The organism is Leclercia sp. GHBNCSD, from assembly GCF_055805075.1.
Genome location: NZ_JBQVYO010000001.1, coordinates 1,516,221 through 1,530,938, shown reverse-complemented (window position 1 = coordinate 1,530,938; position 14,718 = coordinate 1,516,221). Strand labels below are relative to the sequence as shown.

At 57.0% G+C, this 14,718-nt stretch carries 18 protein-coding genes; 12 read left to right on the top strand and 6 right to left on the bottom strand.

Annotation, left to right across the window (positions count from 1 at the left end; all coding sequences use genetic code 11):
* Nucleotides 1-2: 2 nt before the first annotated feature.
* Genes ulaC through ACT3IC_RS07475 form a run of 4 tightly spaced genes read left to right on the top strand, consistent with a single transcriptional unit; the run spans nt 3 to nt 2,683 of the window.
* Nucleotides 3-470 carry a PTS ascorbate transporter subunit IIA gene (ulaC, locus tag ACT3IC_RS07490; protein WP_159340442.1) on the top strand — a complete coding sequence of 156 codons (468 nt, stop codon included), beginning with the start codon at nt 3-5 and terminating at the stop codon, nt 468-470.
* Between the two features lie 13 nt (nt 471-483).
* Nucleotides 484-1,134, top strand: a complete 651-nt coding sequence (locus ACT3IC_RS07485) for a 3-keto-L-gulonate-6-phosphate decarboxylase UlaD (RefSeq protein ID WP_103177982.1) — start codon at nt 484-486, stop codon at nt 1,132-1,134.
* Nucleotides 1,135-1,143: 9 nt separating this feature from the next.
* The gene (locus tag ACT3IC_RS07480) at nt 1,144-2,010 is read left to right on the top strand and encodes an L-ribulose-5-phosphate 3-epimerase (RefSeq protein ID WP_159340443.1); all 867 of its coding nucleotides are present in this window, start codon (nt 1,144-1,146) and stop codon (nt 2,008-2,010) included.
* Nucleotides 1,997-2,683: an L-ribulose-5-phosphate 4-epimerase gene (locus ACT3IC_RS07475; protein ID WP_103177984.1), complete on the top strand. Its 687-nt coding sequence runs from the start codon at nt 1,997-1,999 to the stop codon at nt 2,681-2,683. Before ACT3IC_RS07480 ends, ACT3IC_RS07475 begins: the two co-directional genes overlap by 14 nt.
* 85 nt (nt 2,684-2,768) lie before the next feature.
* Here ACT3IC_RS07475 and yjfY read toward each other — a convergent pair whose 3' ends face one another.
* The gene (gene yjfY, locus ACT3IC_RS07470) at nt 2,769-3,044 is read right to left on the bottom strand and encodes a DUF1471 family protein YjfY (RefSeq protein ID WP_103177985.1); all 276 of its coding nucleotides are present in this window, start codon (nt 3,042-3,044) and stop codon (nt 2,769-2,771) included.
* A gap of 344 nt (nt 3,045-3,388) precedes the next feature.
* Between yjfY and rpsF the strand changes: the two genes are divergently transcribed.
* From rpsF to ACT3IC_RS07445, 5 genes are all read left to right on the top strand, one after another.
* Nucleotides 3,389-3,784, top strand: a complete 396-nt coding sequence (gene rpsF, locus ACT3IC_RS07465; protein ID WP_103177986.1) for a 30S ribosomal protein S6 — start codon at nt 3,389-3,391, stop codon at nt 3,782-3,784.
* 6 nt (nt 3,785-3,790) lie between these two features.
* Entirely contained in the window at nt 3,791-4,105 is a 315-nt protein-coding gene (gene priB / locus ACT3IC_RS07460; protein ID WP_103177987.1) for a primosomal replication protein N, read from the top strand.
* A 4-nt stretch (nt 4,106-4,109) separates the two neighbouring features.
* Entirely contained in the window at nt 4,110-4,337 is a 228-nt protein-coding gene (gene rpsR, locus ACT3IC_RS07455) for a 30S ribosomal protein S18 (protein WP_000135199.1), read from the top strand.
* A gap of 41 nt (nt 4,338-4,378) precedes the next feature.
* Nucleotides 4,379-4,828 carry a 50S ribosomal protein L9 gene (rplI, locus tag ACT3IC_RS07450; protein WP_103177988.1) on the top strand — a complete coding sequence of 150 codons (450 nt, stop codon included), beginning with the start codon at nt 4,379-4,381 and terminating at the stop codon, nt 4,826-4,828.
* Between the two features lie 153 nt (nt 4,829-4,981).
* Nucleotides 4,982-5,923 carry a DMT family transporter gene (locus ACT3IC_RS07445; protein ID WP_159340444.1) on the top strand — a complete coding sequence of 314 codons (942 nt, stop codon included), beginning with the start codon at nt 4,982-4,984 and terminating at the stop codon, nt 5,921-5,923.
* Nucleotides 5,924-5,946: 23 nt separating this feature from the next.
* Here ACT3IC_RS07445 and ACT3IC_RS07440 read toward each other — a convergent pair whose 3' ends face one another.
* Complete coding sequence (locus ACT3IC_RS07440; RefSeq protein WP_473477000.1) at nt 5,947-6,588, bottom strand: LysM-like peptidoglycan-binding domain-containing protein; 642 nt, start codon at nt 6,586-6,588, stop codon at nt 5,947-5,949.
* Nucleotides 6,589-6,819: 231 nt separating this feature from the next.
* Between ACT3IC_RS07440 and fklB the strand changes: the two genes are divergently transcribed.
* Both fklB and cycA read left to right on the top strand, forming a co-directional pair.
* The gene (fklB, locus tag ACT3IC_RS07435) at nt 6,820-7,440 is read left to right on the top strand and encodes an FKBP-type peptidyl-prolyl cis-trans isomerase (RefSeq protein ID WP_168191996.1); all 621 of its coding nucleotides are present in this window, start codon (nt 6,820-6,822) and stop codon (nt 7,438-7,440) included.
* A 308-nt stretch (nt 7,441-7,748) separates the two neighbouring features.
* Nucleotides 7,749-9,158, top strand: coding sequence for a D-serine/D-alanine/glycine transporter (cycA, locus tag ACT3IC_RS07430; protein ID WP_103177992.1), 1,410 nt, complete (start codon nt 7,749-7,751; stop codon nt 9,156-9,158).
* Nucleotides 9,159-9,248: 90 nt separating this feature from the next.
* Here cycA and ytfE read toward each other — a convergent pair whose 3' ends face one another.
* On the bottom strand, nt 9,249-9,911 hold the full coding sequence (ytfE, locus tag ACT3IC_RS07425; protein ID WP_103177993.1) for an iron-sulfur cluster repair protein YtfE: 663 nt from the start codon (nt 9,909-9,911) through the stop codon (nt 9,249-9,251).
* A gap of 244 nt (nt 9,912-10,155) precedes the next feature.
* On the opposite strand from ytfE, the gene ACT3IC_RS07420 reads away from it, so the two are divergent.
* The gene (locus ACT3IC_RS07420; RefSeq protein WP_473476997.1) at nt 10,156-11,805 is read left to right on the top strand and encodes a methyl-accepting chemotaxis protein; all 1,650 of its coding nucleotides are present in this window, start codon (nt 10,156-10,158) and stop codon (nt 11,803-11,805) included.
* Between the two features lie 86 nt (nt 11,806-11,891).
* Here ACT3IC_RS07420 and ACT3IC_RS07415 read toward each other — a convergent pair whose 3' ends face one another.
* The 3 genes from ACT3IC_RS07415 to ACT3IC_RS07405 form a co-directional block, all read right to left on the bottom strand.
* The gene (locus ACT3IC_RS07415; RefSeq protein WP_159340446.1) at nt 11,892-12,857 is read right to left on the bottom strand and encodes a DMT family transporter; all 966 of its coding nucleotides are present in this window, start codon (nt 12,855-12,857) and stop codon (nt 11,892-11,894) included.
* 75 nt (nt 12,858-12,932) lie between these two features.
* Nucleotides 12,933-13,757, bottom strand: a complete 825-nt coding sequence (locus ACT3IC_RS07410) for an AraC family transcriptional regulator (protein ID WP_103177996.1) — start codon at nt 13,755-13,757, stop codon at nt 12,933-12,935.
* An 81-nt stretch (nt 13,758-13,838) separates the two neighbouring features.
* Nucleotides 13,839-14,687, bottom strand: a complete 849-nt coding sequence (locus ACT3IC_RS07405) for an SDR family oxidoreductase (protein WP_159340447.1) — start codon at nt 14,685-14,687, stop codon at nt 13,839-13,841.
* Between the last annotated feature and the right edge of the window lie 31 nt (nt 14,688-14,718).

Below are 14,718 nucleotides of genomic sequence, written 5' to 3'. Positions count from 1 at the left end.
ATATGAAACTACGTGATTCGCTGGCGGAGAATAACTCCATCCTTCTCCAGGCCGAAGCCAGCACCTGGCAGGAGGCGGTAAAGCTGGGCGTTGATCTGCTGGTTAAGGCGGATGTCGTTGAGCCGCGCTATTACCAGGCCATTCTTGATGGCGTTGAGCAGTTCGGGCCCTATTTTGTGATTGCGCCAGGGCTGGCGATGCCGCATGGCCGCCCGGAAGAGGGGGTCAAAAAAACCGGTTTCGCCCTGGTCACCCTGAAAACGCCGCTGGTGTTTAACCACGAAGATAACGATCCGGTAGACATCCTGATCACCATGGCGGCCGTTGATGCCAATACTCACCAGGAGGTGGGCATTATGCAGATCGTCAACCTGTTTGAAGATGAAGCCAATTTTGACCGTTTACGCGCCTGCCGTACCGCGCAGGACGTGCTGGATTTAATCGACAATGCCACTGCGGCGGCAGCTTAAAAGGGAGTTGAACATGTCATTACCAATGTTGCAGGTTGCGCTGGATAACCAGACTCTGGCCCACGCTTACGAAACCACGCGTCTGATTGCGGAAGAGGTGGACATTATCGAAGTGGGCACCATTCTGTGCGTAGGGGAGGGGGTCCGTGCCGTCCGCGATCTGAAAGCCCTCTATCCGCATAAGATTGTGCTGGCCGACGCCAAAATTGCCGATGCGGGCAAAATCCTGTCGCGGATGTGTTTCGAAGCCAATGCCGACTGGGTGACGGTCATCTGCTGTGCAGATATCAACACCGCGAAAGGCGCGCTGGAGGTCGCGAAGGAATTTAACGGTGACGTGCAGATCGAACTCACGGGCTTCTGGACCTGGGAGCAGGCAGAAGCGTGGCGCGCTGCAGGTATTCAGCAGGTGGTCTATCACCGCAGCCGCGATGCGCAGGCTGCGGGGGTTGCGTGGGGCGAGGCGGATATCAGCGCCGTTAAGCGTCTGGCGGATATGGGCTTTAAGGTTACGGTGACGGGCGGGCTGGCGCTGGAGGATTTGCCGCTGTTTGCCGGTATTCCAATCCACGTCTTTATCGCCGGTCGCAGCATTCGCGATGCCGCCTCGCCGGTGGAAGCGGCGCGTCAGTTTAAACGTTCCATCGCCCAGCTGTGGGGATAAGGAGCGGTTATGTTAAGCAAACAGGTTCCGCTTGGCATCTATGAGAAGGCGCTCCCCACCGGGGAGTGCTGGCTTGAGCGGCTGCAGCTGGCGAAACGGCTGGGATTCGATTTCGTTGAAATATCGGTGGATGAGACGGATGCGCGCCTCTCCCGTCTCGACTGGAGCCGCGAGCAGCGTCTGGCGCTGGTGGACGCTGTCGCCGAAACCGGCGTAAGAGTTCCCTCGATGTGCCTGAGCGCCCACCGTCGTTTCCCGCTCGGCAGTGAAGATGACGCGGTGCGGGCGCAGGGCCTTGAGATCATGCGTAAAGCGATTCGCTTTGCGCAGGACGTCGGGATCCGCGTAATCCAGCTTGCCGGTTATGACGTTTACTATCAGGAAGCCAATGATGAGACGCGTCGTCGTTTCCGTGATGGCCTGAAAGAGAGCGTTGAAATGGCCAGCCGCGCGCAGGTCACCCTGGCGATGGAGATCATGGATTATCCGTTGATGAACTCCATCAGCAAGGCATTGGGTTATGCCCATTACCTGAATAATCCGTGGTTCCAGCTCTATCCCGACATCGGCAATCTCTCTGCGTGGGATAACGACGTGCAGATGGAGCTACAGGCCGGCATTGGGCATATCGTGGCGGTACATGTGAAGGATACCCGCCCCGGCGTCTTCAAAAACGTACCGTTTGGCAGCGGAGTCGTCGATTTTGAACGCTGTTTCCAGACGTTAAAACAGAGTGGCTATTGTGGGCCTTACCTGATCGAGATGTGGAGTGAAACGTCGGACGATCCCGAGCGCGACGTGGCGCAGGCGCGCGACTGGATACTTGAACGTATGGCGCGAGCCGGGCTTGGGGAGGAAGATCATGCAGCAGCTTAAACAGCAGGTGTTTGAGGCAAACATGGATTTGCCGCGCTACGGTCTGGTGACCTTTACCTGGGGAAATGTCAGCGCGATTGACCGTCAGCGCGGGCTGGTGGCGATCAAACCCAGCGGAGTGGCCTACGAGACCATGCGCGTGGATGACATGGTGGTGGTGGATCTCAGCGGCAATGTGGTGGAGGGGCAATGGCGACCCTCATCTGATACCGCGACCCACCTGGCGCTCTATCGGCGTTATCCCTCCCTTGGCGGGATAGTGCATACCCACTCGACCCATGCGACCGCCTGGGCGCAGGCAGGGCTGGCGATCCCCGCGCTCGGCACCACCCATGCAGACTACTTCTTTGGCGATATCCCCTGCACGCGCGCGCTCACCGAAGAGGAGGTGCTCGGCGAGTACGAACTCAATACCGGCAAGGTGATCATTGAAACGCTGGGTGACGGCGAACCGCTGCACAGGCCGGGGATTGTGGTCTTTCAGCATGGCCCTTTTGCCTGGGGAAGTGATGCTCACGACGCCGTACACAATGCCGTGGTAATGGAAGAGGTGGCGAAAATGGCGTGGATAGCGCGAGGAATTAATCCACACCTGAAGCCTGTCGACAGCTATCTGATGAACAAACACTTTATGCGCAAGCATGGTGAAAATGCTTATTACGGGCAGAAATGAAAGTAAAAAAAGCCCCCGGGCAGGGGGCTAATGAGACTATGACAATTTTTTCGTTGTTGGCTTTCCTGGTGCTAGCGTCAAAGCGTTACCGATAGATATCTGCGCTGACGTGCATATTGCCGTTGCTGCCCGGTTCACGGGTGAGCATGACGTGATAGTAGCGGGCATCCCGCGCATCGGCTTCTGCATTAATGGCTTCAGTCGCTTCACTTTCCGTGGCGAAGTTATGGTTGATATAAATGACGCCCAGACTTTGCACATCATCCATATTTCTGGCCTGTCGGCCATCAACCTGAATGGCTGCTGTCGCGTTTGCACAAAGCAAAAGCGCAGCCAGAACGGCAAGGGTGATTTTTTTCATGATATGCGCTCCACGACTCACTACGGTGCGACGATATTCACGGCTGTCTTTTGTCCAGAGACAGGGTCTGATTAAAGTGTAAGCACGATTCTTACAGGCTATGGCGACCATTTCTGATGCAGTTGTTCAAAAAATCGCCGCGATCGGCCGTGAGTAATGGTAAATCACCCACTTAGACCCGCTTTGCGCTTTGTGCGAATTATTTGCGCAATCAGCTTGAGTTTCGGGGGGCGCGCAAGTATTATGACGCGTCAATTTTTCAGCCGACCTTTAACACGTTCCTTGCCTCCCCGGGCCTCGGCTGACCCAGACAGGAGGCTGAATAATCCGTAAGGAGCAATTCGATGCGTCATTACGAAATCGTTTTTATGGTCCATCCTGACCAGAGCGAACAGGTTCCGGGTATGATCGAGCGCTACACTGGTGCAATCACTGCAGCAGAAGGCACGATCCACCGTCTGGAAGACTGGGGCCGTCGTCAGCTGGCTTATCCGATCAACAAACTGCACAAAGCTCACTACGTTCTGATGAACGTTGAAGCTCCGCAGGAAGCGATCGATGAGCTGGAAACTAACTTCCGCTTCAACGATGCCGTTATCCGCAGCATGGTTATGCGTACCAAAAACGCAGTGACCGAAGCATCTCCGATGGTTAAAGCGAAAGACGAGCGCCGTGAGCGTCGCGATGATTTCGCAAACGAAACCGCAGATGATTCTGATGCTGGGGATTCTGAAGAGTAATTTCTGATGACCAACCGTCTGGTGTTGTCCGGTACCGTGTGCAGGACCCCACTTCGCAAGGTCAGCCCATCAGGAATTCCTCACTGCCAGTTCGTGCTTGAGCATCGTTCAGTGCAGGAGGAAGCCGGGTTTAACCGGCAGGCGTGGTGCCAAATGCCCGTTATTATTAGCGGTCACGAAAACCAGGCCATTACTCACAGTATAACGGTCGGTAGCGCAGTAACGGTTCAGGGGTTCATCTCTTGCCACAAGGCAAAGAACGGCCTGAGCAAACTTGTTCTGCATGCCGAGCAGATTGATTTGATAGATTCTGGAGACTAGCCAAATGGCACGTTATTTCCGTCGTCGCAAGTTCTGCCGTTTCACCGCGGAAGGCGTTCAAGAGATCGACTATAAAGATATCGCAACGCTGAAAAACTACATCACCGAAAGCGGTAAGATTGTCCCAAGCCGTATCACCGGTACTCGTGCAAAATACCAGCGTCAGCTGGCTCGCGCTATCAAACGCGCTCGCTACCTGTCTCTGCTGCCGTACACTGATCGTCATCAGTAATCGGGCACGGTCCATTAATACGACTTTAAGAGGATAAGGTAATGCAAGTTATTCTGCTTGATAAAGTAGCAAACCTGGGCAGCCTGGGTGATCAGGTAAACGTTAAAGCGGGCTACGCTCGTAACTTCCTGGTTCCACAGGGTAAAGCTGTTCCTGCTACCAAGAAAAACGTAGAGTTTTTCGAAGCACGTCGTGCTGAACTGGAAGCCAAACTGGCTGACGTTCTGGCGGCTGCTAACGCTCGCGCTGAGAAAATCAACGCACTGGGCACCGTTACCATCGCGTCTAAATCTGGCGACGAAGGTAAACTGTTCGGTTCCATCGGTACTCGCGACATCGCTGACGCTGTAACTGCAGCTGGCGTTGACGTTGCTAAGAGCGAAGTTCGTCTGCCGAACGGCGTTCTGCGTACCACCGGTGAGCACGAAGTGGACTTCCAGGTTCACAGCGAAGTCTTCGCGAAACTGGTTGTTAACGTTGTTGCTGAGTAAGTAATTACTCTTCACCACGTCGAAGCGCCGGCCTTGTGCCGGCGTTTTGCTTTTTAACGGCTCCTGTTACCTTCTTTGTGACTTGTATGGTGGCTATTCCTTGCGCATTCCCTGATAATAAAATGAAACGCTATTTTATCTTTGGGATTTGTCATGGATACCGCTCTGCCTGCACCGCTTTTCTCCCGTAAAAACATCGTGTTCGCCAGCGCTACGCTGTGCTGTCTGCTATGGGGTAGCTCCTATCCCGCGATCAAGAGTGGCTACGAACTCTTTCATATCGCCACCAACGACATTCCATCAAAAGTGGTCTTTGCGGGTTATCGCTTTGTTTTTGCTGGCCTGCTATTGCTGCTGCTCGCTTTGGCCCAGCGCAAGCCGATTGGTCGGCTCAGCCCGCGCCAGTTCGGGCAACTGACGATACTGGGCCTGACGCAGACGACGATCCAGTACACGTTCTTTTATATCGGTCTGGCATACACAACGGGCGCCAAAGGGTCGATCATGAACGCGACCGCCACCTTCTTCAGCGTCATGCTGGCGCACTTTATCTATCAGAACGACAGGATCAGCTACAACAAAGCCCTCGGTTGTATCCTCGGGTTTGCCGGGGTGATGATCGTGAACTTTAACAGCGGTTTGCAGGACTTCCACTTCGTCTGGAACGGGGATGGTTTTGTGGTGCTGGCGGCGTTTATCCTCTCTGCCGCCACGCTGTACGGCAAACGCATCTCGCAGACGGTGGATCCGATGGTGATGACCGGCTGGCAGCTGGCGATAGGTGGGGTGATGCTGGTGGCAGGCGGCTATATCACCGGCGGAACGCTGGCCGTTCCCAGCGTCAAAGCGGCGGCCATCCTGGGCTACCTGACTCTGCTCTCCTCGGTGGCGTTTGCACTGTGGAGTTTGCTGCTGAAACACAACCGCGTCAGTATGATCGCCCCGTTCAACTTCTTAGTGCCGGTGGCCGGAACCGTCCTCTCGGCCATTTTCCTCGGTGAAAATATCCTGGAGATCAAATATGTCGTGGCGCTGGTGCTGGTCTGCTCTGGGATCTGGTGGGTGAATAAAGTCAGTGGAAAAGAGGCCCGGTAAGCGTTACGCCACCGGGCGAAGCGCTATCTGGCGCGGATGAAGCTGCCGTCAGACTGACGGGTAAACAGCACCTGCTGGCCGTTGCCGCTGTCAATGGTCAGCCCTGTCACCACGCCGCTCGCATTCTGGCGAATCTGCACCATCTGGCCGTTTTGCAGGTTACTCAGCGGCTTGCCTGGTCCCTCAACCTGCGCCATGGCATAGACGTCGGTCGGCGGCAGGTTGTGATCGCGGAACAGCTGCGCCATCGTTTTGCCCGACTCTACACGGTAGGAACGCCACTGCTGTTCAATACCGGGAGGGGATTGCTGGGATTGCACCGGCGCGGCGACCTGCTCCTGGGGCTGCTCTTCCTGAATCGGCTCCGGCTCAACAGGCGCGACCTGGCCGGGATCGTTAGAGGGTGACACCAGCTGCGTTTGCATCGGCTGTGAATCTGGCTGCGGCTGCGTCTGCGAACGGAAATCCAGTTCGGCATCACGACGCACGGGCGCTGTGGCGCTGTCGTCCGCGCCGCCTGGCAGCAGAAAACCGACAATGACCATCAGCGCACCGATAATAATGCCTCTGCGGTGCAGCGGCGGCAGCGGGTCCATGATGCGAAAGTTATCTGGCGCATGCCAGATTTTCTTCAGGGTAGGTTTTAGTTCAAATGGCCCGGGCATGGCTCTCCTCCTGCTCCGCGTCTTTTTTCCTGTCCCGAGAAGTATAGTTTGCTAACTGCCTGATGAGCGTAACAAAGCCAGCTTCCGTGACACGCATTCGGGAAAAATCCAGATAGCCTCTATTGTTTCCGTTTCGTCGTAATTTGTCATCTTTCCATAAGACAAAGTTTTACCGGATGGAAGGTGGCTGTTATGCTGCCCGCTACTTTAAATGTGATGGAAGGAAATCCCATGACCACCCCGACTTTTGACACAATCGAAGCGCAGGCAAGCTACGGCATTGGTTTGCAGGTAGGACAGCAGCTGAGCGAATCAGGTCTGCAGGGTCTGTTACCTGAAGCGCTGGTGGCGGGTATCGCCGATGCGCTGGAAGGTAAACAACCAGCGGTTCCGGTAGATGTGGTTCACCGCGCGCTGCGTGAAATCCACGAACGTGCAGACGCTGTGCGTCGCGCCCGTTTCGAAGAGATGGCTGCGGCAGGCGAGAAATTCCTTGAAGAGAACCGTGAGCGTGAAGGCGTGAACAGCACCGAAACCGGTCTGCAGTTCCGCGTTATCACCCAGGGTGAAGGTCCAATCCCGGCGCGTACCGACCACGTTCGCGTGCACTACACCGGTAAACTGATTGACGGCACCGTGTTCGACAGCTCTGTTGCCCGCGGCGAACCGGCAGAATTCCCGGTAAACGGCGTGATCCCAGGCTGGATCGAAGCCCTGACCCTGATGCCGGTGGGTTCTAAATGGGAGCTGACTATCCCACAGAACCTGGCCTACGGCGAGCGTGGCGCTGGCGCCTCTATTCCGCCATTCAGCACCCTGGTCTTTGAAGTTGAGCTGCTGGAAATCCTGTAAGCGGCCTCTCCTCTTCCTCTCCCCGGCAGGGGAGGGGAAATTAGTTAAAAAACCTATAGTTACGCCCCAATCAACAGATTATCTTGCAAAAGGTCACAGTAAGTGTATTTTTGTGAGCTGTTTTGCGTGGCTTAAGTGATATGTCACTCAATTTCAACATATTGTTAACATAATATTTAAATCAAAGTATTCATCCCGCCGATTCTTACCTAATATCGATGTGTCCTTAACCGGGGCATCGCTTTTCGACGTAATAAAGGGCCAGAAGAGCCTAAACAACACAGGCAGTAACAACAGGAAAACATCACATGGTAGATCAGGTAAAAGTCGTTGCCGACGAAGAGGCACCGTCTGAACAATCGCTACGGCGAAATCTCACAAACCGTCATATTCAGCTTATCGCCATCGGCGGCGCTATCGGTACCGGGCTGTTTATGGGGTCAGGCAAAACCATCAGTCTTGCCGGGCCGTCGATCATTTTTGTCTATATGATCATCGGCTTTATGCTCTTTTTCGTGATGCGGGCAATGGGCGAGCTGCTGCTCTCGAATCTCGAATACAAATCCTTTAGCGACTTTGCCTCCGACCTTCTCGGGCCGTGGGCGGGCTATTTCACCGGCTGGACCTACTGGTTCTGCTGGGTGGTGACCGGAATGGCCGACGTCGTCGCCATTACGGCTTACGCGCAGTTCTGGTTCCCGGGACTGTCGGACTGGGTGGCCTCGCTGGCGGTCATCATTCTGCTGCTGAGCCTTAACCTCGCCACCGTAAAAATGTTCGGTGAGATGGAATTCTGGTTCGCGATGATCAAAATCGTCGCCATTGTCGGCCTGATTGTGGTCGGCCTGGTGATGATCATGACCCACTTTACCTCCCCGAGCGGCGTGCAGGCCTCGTTCACCCATCTGTGGAACGACGGGGGCTGGTTCCCGAAAGGGCTGAGCGGATTCTTTGCCGGCTTCCAGATTGCGGTCTTCGCCTTTGTGGGGATTGAGCTGGTGGGAACCACTGCCGCAGAAACCAAAGATCCTGAGAAGTCTCTGCCGCGGGCGATTAACTCCATTCCCGTGCGTATCATCATGTTCTATGTCTTCGCGCTAATCGTCATTATGTCGGTCACGCCGTGGAGCTCCGTGGTACCCAGCAAGAGCCCGTTCGTTGAGCTGTTTGTGCTGGTCGGTTTACCGGCGGCGGCAAGCCTGATTAACTTCGTGGTGCTGACCTCCGCGGCCTCTTCGGCTAACAGCGGCGTCTTCTCCACCAGCCGTATGCTGTTTGGTCTGGCGCAGGAAGGGGTGGCCCCGAGTGCGTTCGCCAAGCTCTCTAAACGTGCGGTACCGGCGAAAGGGCTGACCTTCTCCTGTATCTGTCTGCTGGGCGGCGTGGTGATGCTCTACGTGAACCCAAGCGTGATTGGCGCGTTCACCATGATCACCACGGTTTCAGCGATCCTGTTCATGTTCGTCTGGACCATCATCCTCTGCTCGTACCTGGTGTACCGCAAACAGCGTCCGCACCTGCATGAAAAATCCATCTATAAGATGCCGTGGGGCAAGCTGATGTGCTGGGTCTGCATGGCGTTCTTCGTGTTTGTGCTGGTACTGCTGACCCTGGAAGAGGATACCCGTCAGGCGCTGATGGTCACGCCGCTGTGGTTTATCGCGCTGGGGCTGGGCTGGCTGTTTATCGGTAAGAAGCGGATGGCTGGCATGCGTTAATTGTGTTGTGCCGGGTGGCGGCTGCGCCTTACCCGGCCTACGGTTCGTTGCTTTTGTAAGCCCGGTAAGCGCTAACGCTACCGGGCTTTTTTATTCCCCGGCCAGCGCCCGTGGGAACAGGACGTTATTCTCCAGACTGATGTGCTCCATCAGATCATCGATCATCTCGTTAATGCCGTTATACATCGCGCGCCAGGTGGTGCAGGCATCCGCAGGTGGGGTCACGTTATGGGTGATGTGCTTGATCACCTCAATCAGTTCACCGGCGTCGTCGTGCTCGCTTTCCATCACGCTGATCGGCCCCATCGCCTGGCTGCCCATTCCCTGTTTGATCATCGGGAACAGGATCTGCTCCTCTTTCATCATGTGGCTGGAGAGCTCTTCATGCAGCAGGGTCAGGTTTTTCGCCAGGCCGCGCGGAACAGAGGCTTTATCAGCATGGACGCGCTCAACTTTGGTGGCCTGCAGGATCAGCTCCGGCAGCTGTTCGCGGTGGCGATCGTGAAAGCGCACGATGATGTGATCGATGATTTCGGCCAGCGCCACGCTGCGCCACTCTTTTTCCAGCGGCTGCTCGGCCAGCTTCGCCAGTTCTGCTTCGATGAGGTCCAGATCCAGTTCCTTACGCGTCGCGGCACGCGCCAGGGTTTGCTTACCGCCGCAGCAGTAATCCATATCGTATTTACGAAACAGCGCGGAAGCGCGTGGGATGGAGAGCGCCAGCTCGCCTAAAGGTTGGTCGCGGAAGGCCATGGTCGTTACCTCATCGTTATTTGATAAGATGTATTTTAAATGCATCTTTTAGGCGAAGCTATAACCCTTTATAGGCAGGGGTAAAAAAAGCGATACAGATCACAAAAAAATGCCGATTTAACTCTATGAATGGATTTAAAAAACGGGTTTAGAAACTTTTTAAAGGCACAGAGACGGTAAACAACCCGCTGCGCCTGCCGATAGATACAGGTCAGACAATACCTGCATATAAAAAAGGCAACGCATGTTTAAACGTATAAAAGTGATAACCCTTCTGATTTCGGTGCTGCTGGCGCTCGGGATCATGCAACTGATCTCCGCCGGCATTTTCATCAATGCGCTTAATAACGACAAAGAGAACTTCACCGTTTCCCAGGTCTCCAGCCAGAATGTGGCCGAGTTCACCGACGCCTGGATCAGCCTTAACCAGGCGCGCGTCACCCTCAACCGCGGCATGCTGCGCCTGCAAAGCAGCATGGCTTCGCAGATCAACGGCGGGCAGCTGAACGAGCTGGTCAACACGGCAAAAAATCTGCTGGCAGACGCCCAGTCCCATTACGACAAATACTACGCGCTGCCGGAAACGCCGGGCCTGGATGAAAAACTCTCCAGCCAGCTGGAAGAGCAGTACCGCATCTACTCGGCCACCCTGACCCAGATGAACCTTCTGCTCTCCCAGGGCAACCTCGAAGATATGTTTAAGCAGAACGCCGAGCAGAAGCAGACCGCAATGCAGAAAGTCTATCGTGAATGGCGCCAGGCTCAGGCAGCCCTTACCGATAAAGGCATCGAAGATAACGAGAGCGACTACAAACGCATCCTGTGGATCCTTTCCGGGATGATGCTTCTGGTGATCGCCGTGATTGTCTCCAGTTGGATCGCCATGCGCCGTGTGCTGCTGCTGCCGCTGCAGGAGGTCATCGATCATATTCGCGCTATCGCCGCGGGTGACCTGACGCAGCCTGTTGACGTTCAGGGCAAAAACGAAATGGCGGTGCTGGCCTATAACGTTCACGAGATGCAGAAGGCGCTGGCGAACACCGTAGGTGTGGTGCGTGAGGGCTCCGACACCATTTATACCGGCGCGGGTGAAATCTCCGCAGGCAGCAACGATCTCTCTTCCCGTACCGAGCAGCAGGCTGCCTCGCTGGAAGAGACCGCCGCCAGCATGGAACAGCTGACCGCCACCGTGAAGCAGAACGCCGATAATGCCCGTCAGGCGTCACGCCTGGCGCTGGATGCCTCAAGCACCGCGAAAAAAGGCGGAAACGTGGTGGAAGGGGTGGTGCGCACCATGGACGAGATCGCCAACAGTTCCAGCAAAATCGCCCAGATCACCAACGTGATTGACGGCATCGCCTTCCAGACCAACATCCTGGCGCTGAATGCGGCGGTAGAAGCGGCGCGTGCCGGGGAGCAGGGACGCGGATTTGCGGTGGTGGCAGGAGAAGTTCGCACCCTGGCCCAGCGCAGCGCCCAGGCGGCGAAAGAGATCAAAGGGCTGATTGACGACTCGGGTGCCCGGGTCAGCGCCGGTTCCGCGCTGGTGAATGAGGCCGGGGAGACGATGGCGGAGATCGTCAGCGCCGTAACCCGCGTCACCGACATTATGGGCGAAATTGCGTCCGCCTCTGATGAGCAAAGCCGGGGTATCGATCAGGTCGGCCAGGCGGTGGCCGAGATGGATCGCGTGACCCAACAGAACGCCTCGCTGGTGGAGGAGTCTGCGGCGGCAGCGGCAGCGCTGGAAGAGCAGGCGGCACGCCTGAACGAGGCGGTGGCGGTATTTAAGATTGCGAAGGGCCCGGTGGCTAAGGCTGTGCCGGTGAAAACCTATGCTGCAAAAGCCAAACCGGTACAGGCGACCACCGACGCCAACTGGGAAACCTTCTGACAGAGGCCGGGTGGCGCTAACGCTTACCCGGCCTATGGAACGCATGACTTTGTAGGCCCGGCAAGCGCAGCGCCGCCGGGCAATAATTACAGCTCCGAAGCCGGAACGACCGAAATTTTTTCCGGCTTTGCTTTTACCGCAATCACCACCCCCACCACCAGCAACACAATTCCCGTGCCGGTTAACAGCGGCGGCAGGCTCTGGCGCATCAGGAAGGTATAGAGCAGACCGGCCAGGGTTTCGAAGACAATCAGCGGCCCTAAGATCACCGTCGGTAATTTCTGGCTGGCGACGTTCCAGCACAGGGCGCCCACCCATGAGCAGCAGACGGCAATCGCCAGCATCAGACCGAGAAAGACCCATGGCCGTGGCCCCAGCGGCAGGGCAAAGTCCGGCTGCTGCACGTTCAGCCATGCGCAGGCGGCAAGGTAGCCCAGTAACGAGACCGGCAGTGTCACCAGCGCCTGGGCGGTGGCCCACATCATCGGATGTTTGTCGGGGTTTTCCCGCAGCCAGCGGGCGTTACGCAGGGCGTACCATGCCCAGCAGACCACCGACACCGACGCCAGCAGGATCCCCGAAACATAGCGCCAGCCACTGCTTCCGGCCATGCCGTGACGCAGCTCGGCGATATTTACGCACACCAGCCCCAGCGCAATGGCAAACAGCCCCGGGAGCATCTTCGACCACGCCAGCTTACCATCGCGCTGGCTGTAGAGCAGATTGGCGAACACCGGGATCACCACCGGCAGCGTGCCGATGATCATGGTCGACACCGGGGCCCCGGTACGCTGGATCGCGCTTGCCAGGCAGACGTAATAGATCAGGTTGCCCATCATCGTCAGCGACAGGGCGGTGAGCCAGTCCCGGCCTTTCAGCTGGCGTAACCGCGCCCGGCCGAGCCAGGCGATCGGCAGGGCGATCAGCCCCAGCGCCAGATAGCGCCCCATCGACTGTAGCGCCGCCGGGTATTCCGGGACGATCAGCGGCCCGACAAAAATCAGTCCCCACATTAACCCTGCAAGCAGGGCATACAACACGCCGCTAATCATTTTTTCCTTCCTCTGCTCTGAACCTGCTGGCAGTGTAGAAAGGCAACAGAGGGCGGTATTGTATGAGATTGCGCATTAGCGCTGCGTTACCTGTTTCTGGTAGCGCACCGGCGTAATGCCATAGCGACGGGTAAAGGCCCGGGTCAGGTGCGACTGATCGGTCAGGCCCGTCGCGGCGGCCACCTCTGCCGCCGGGAGTCCCTGGGTGAGAAAGGCTTTGGCGCGCCACAGGCGGATCGCCATCAGCATCTGATGCGGCGTGACGTGAAAATGGGCTTTGAACTGGCGCTGGAAATGGTACGGGCTGAGCGACACCACCTGCGCCAGCTCATCGAGGGTCAGGGAGTGCATATAGTTGTCATGGAGATAGTCGCGCACGCGCTCGAAGCGATGCGCCCCTTCTTTTGCGACCGGCGCATGGCGCGCCAGCGGCTGGAAGGTATCAATCAGATCCAGCAGCAGGCCCTTTTGCGCCAGCGGATCGTCGGTGTGCCACAGGCCGTAGATCAGCTGACAGATCTGCTGCGAACGGCGGGGATCGTGGCGGGTGACGTCGCTGAACCACCAGTGGCGAATGCCTGTCACCTCCTCCAGCAGATCCGGTTCGAGATAGATCATCCGGTAGCGCCAGCCGTCAGCGGTTTCGGCCTCGCCGGTGTGCAGCTCGTCGGGATTCATGGTGACGACGGAGTGAACGGGGGCGACATACTGCGTGCCGCGATAGCGGAAGCGTTCGGCACCGGCCTCTATGGCACCGATGCCGAAGGCCTCATGGGTGTGGGGTTCAAAGGCGTAGCGGGAGATATGGGCGTGATACAGCTCCACGCCCGGCACCTGCGCCAGATGGCGAAAGCGCGCGCTGTCTCTCTCATCGAAAAACTGTTCAGGTACGCCTTGCACGGTGAGCCTCCTCGCGGGTCAGAGTCTCATTATCAGAGATGACTCGCAGGGATGCCACACTAATTAACCATGTTTTAACAATTACAGGATGTGCTTCACGCTCTCCGCAAGCGTGGTGGTCGGGCGGCCCAGCAGGGTGCTCAGGGTGCGGCTGTCATCAAACAGACCGCCTTTCGAGGCACCGACATCGGAATCGGCCAGCATCTCCGCCAGACCTGCCGGCAGACCCACTCCCTTCAGCGCGGCGGCAAAATCCGCTTCGCTCAGGTTCTGATAGACCACGTTTTTACCGCTCTGGCGGCTCAGCTCGGCAGCAAGCTCGCTTAACGTCCACGCCTGGTCACCTGCCAGCTCATAAACTTTACCGGCATGACCCTCTTCGCTGATAACGCGGGCCGCAGCGGCGGCATAGTCGGCGCGGGTGGCGGAGGCAATTTTGCCTTCACCGGCAGCACCAATAAACACGCCGTGTTCCAGCGCAGGCGGGGCGCTGGCGAGGTAGTTTTCGGTGTACCAGCCGTTACGCAGCAGAGCGTAAGGAATGCCCGATTCGGCCAGCGCTTTTTCGGTGGCGACGTGCTCCACATGCAGGCCCAGCGGGGAGGTGTCGGCATGCAGCAGGCTGGTGTAGGCGATAAATTTCACGCCCGCCGCCTTCGCCGCGTTAATGACGTTCTGGTGCTGCGGCGTACGCTGGCCCACTTCGCTGGAGGAGATCAGCAGCAGTTTATCCACGCCCGCGAGTGCGGCGGTGAAGGCGGTCTGGTCGGTATAATCGGCCTGACGCACGGTCACGCCCTGCTGGCTCAGCGCCTCAGCTTTCGCCGGGTTACGTACAATGGCGACCAGCTGGCTCGCCGGAACGGTTTTCAGCAGCTGTTCAATAACGCGTTGGCCAAGCTGGCCGGTAGCGCCTGTAATCGCGATCATGATGAATATCCTTCGTATCGGGTGAATGTTG

Coding starts and splice junctions, on each gene's coding strand:
- ulaC (WP_159340442.1), top strand. CDS start 3: ATGAAACTACGTGATTCGCTGGCGGAGAATAACTCCATCCTTCTCCAG.
- ACT3IC_RS07485 (WP_103177982.1), top strand. CDS start 484: ATGTCATTACCAATGTTGCAGGTTGCGCTGGATAACCAGACTCTGGCC.
- ACT3IC_RS07480 (WP_159340443.1), top strand. CDS start 1,144: ATGTTAAGCAAACAGGTTCCGCTTGGCATCTATGAGAAGGCGCTCCCC.
- ACT3IC_RS07475 (WP_103177984.1), top strand. CDS start 1,997: ATGCAGCAGCTTAAACAGCAGGTGTTTGAGGCAAACATGGATTTGCCG.
- yjfY (WP_103177985.1), bottom strand. CDS start 3,044: ATGAAAAAAATCACCCTTGCCGTTCTGGCTGCGCTTTTGCTTTGTGCA.
- rpsF (WP_103177986.1), top strand. CDS start 3,389: ATGCGTCATTACGAAATCGTTTTTATGGTCCATCCTGACCAGAGCGAA.
- priB (WP_103177987.1), top strand. CDS start 3,791: ATGACCAACCGTCTGGTGTTGTCCGGTACCGTGTGCAGGACCCCACTT.
- rpsR (WP_000135199.1), top strand. CDS start 4,110: ATGGCACGTTATTTCCGTCGTCGCAAGTTCTGCCGTTTCACCGCGGAA.
- rplI (WP_103177988.1), top strand. CDS start 4,379: ATGCAAGTTATTCTGCTTGATAAAGTAGCAAACCTGGGCAGCCTGGGT.
- ACT3IC_RS07445 (WP_159340444.1), top strand. CDS start 4,982: ATGGATACCGCTCTGCCTGCACCGCTTTTCTCCCGTAAAAACATCGTG.
- ACT3IC_RS07440 (WP_473477000.1), bottom strand. CDS start 6,588: ATGCCCGGGCCATTTGAACTAAAACCTACCCTGAAGAAAATCTGGCAT.
- fklB (WP_168191996.1), top strand. CDS start 6,820: ATGACCACCCCGACTTTTGACACAATCGAAGCGCAGGCAAGCTACGGC.
- cycA (WP_103177992.1), top strand. CDS start 7,749: ATGGTAGATCAGGTAAAAGTCGTTGCCGACGAAGAGGCACCGTCTGAA.
- ytfE (WP_103177993.1), bottom strand. CDS start 9,911: ATGGCCTTCCGCGACCAACCTTTAGGCGAGCTGGCGCTCTCCATCCCA.
- ACT3IC_RS07420 (WP_473476997.1), top strand. CDS start 10,156: ATGTTTAAACGTATAAAAGTGATAACCCTTCTGATTTCGGTGCTGCTG.
- ACT3IC_RS07415 (WP_159340446.1), bottom strand. CDS start 12,857: ATGATTAGCGGCGTGTTGTATGCCCTGCTTGCAGGGTTAATGTGGGGA.
- ACT3IC_RS07405 (WP_159340447.1), bottom strand. CDS start 14,687: ATGATCGCGATTACAGGCGCTACCGGCCAGCTTGGCCAACGCGTTATT.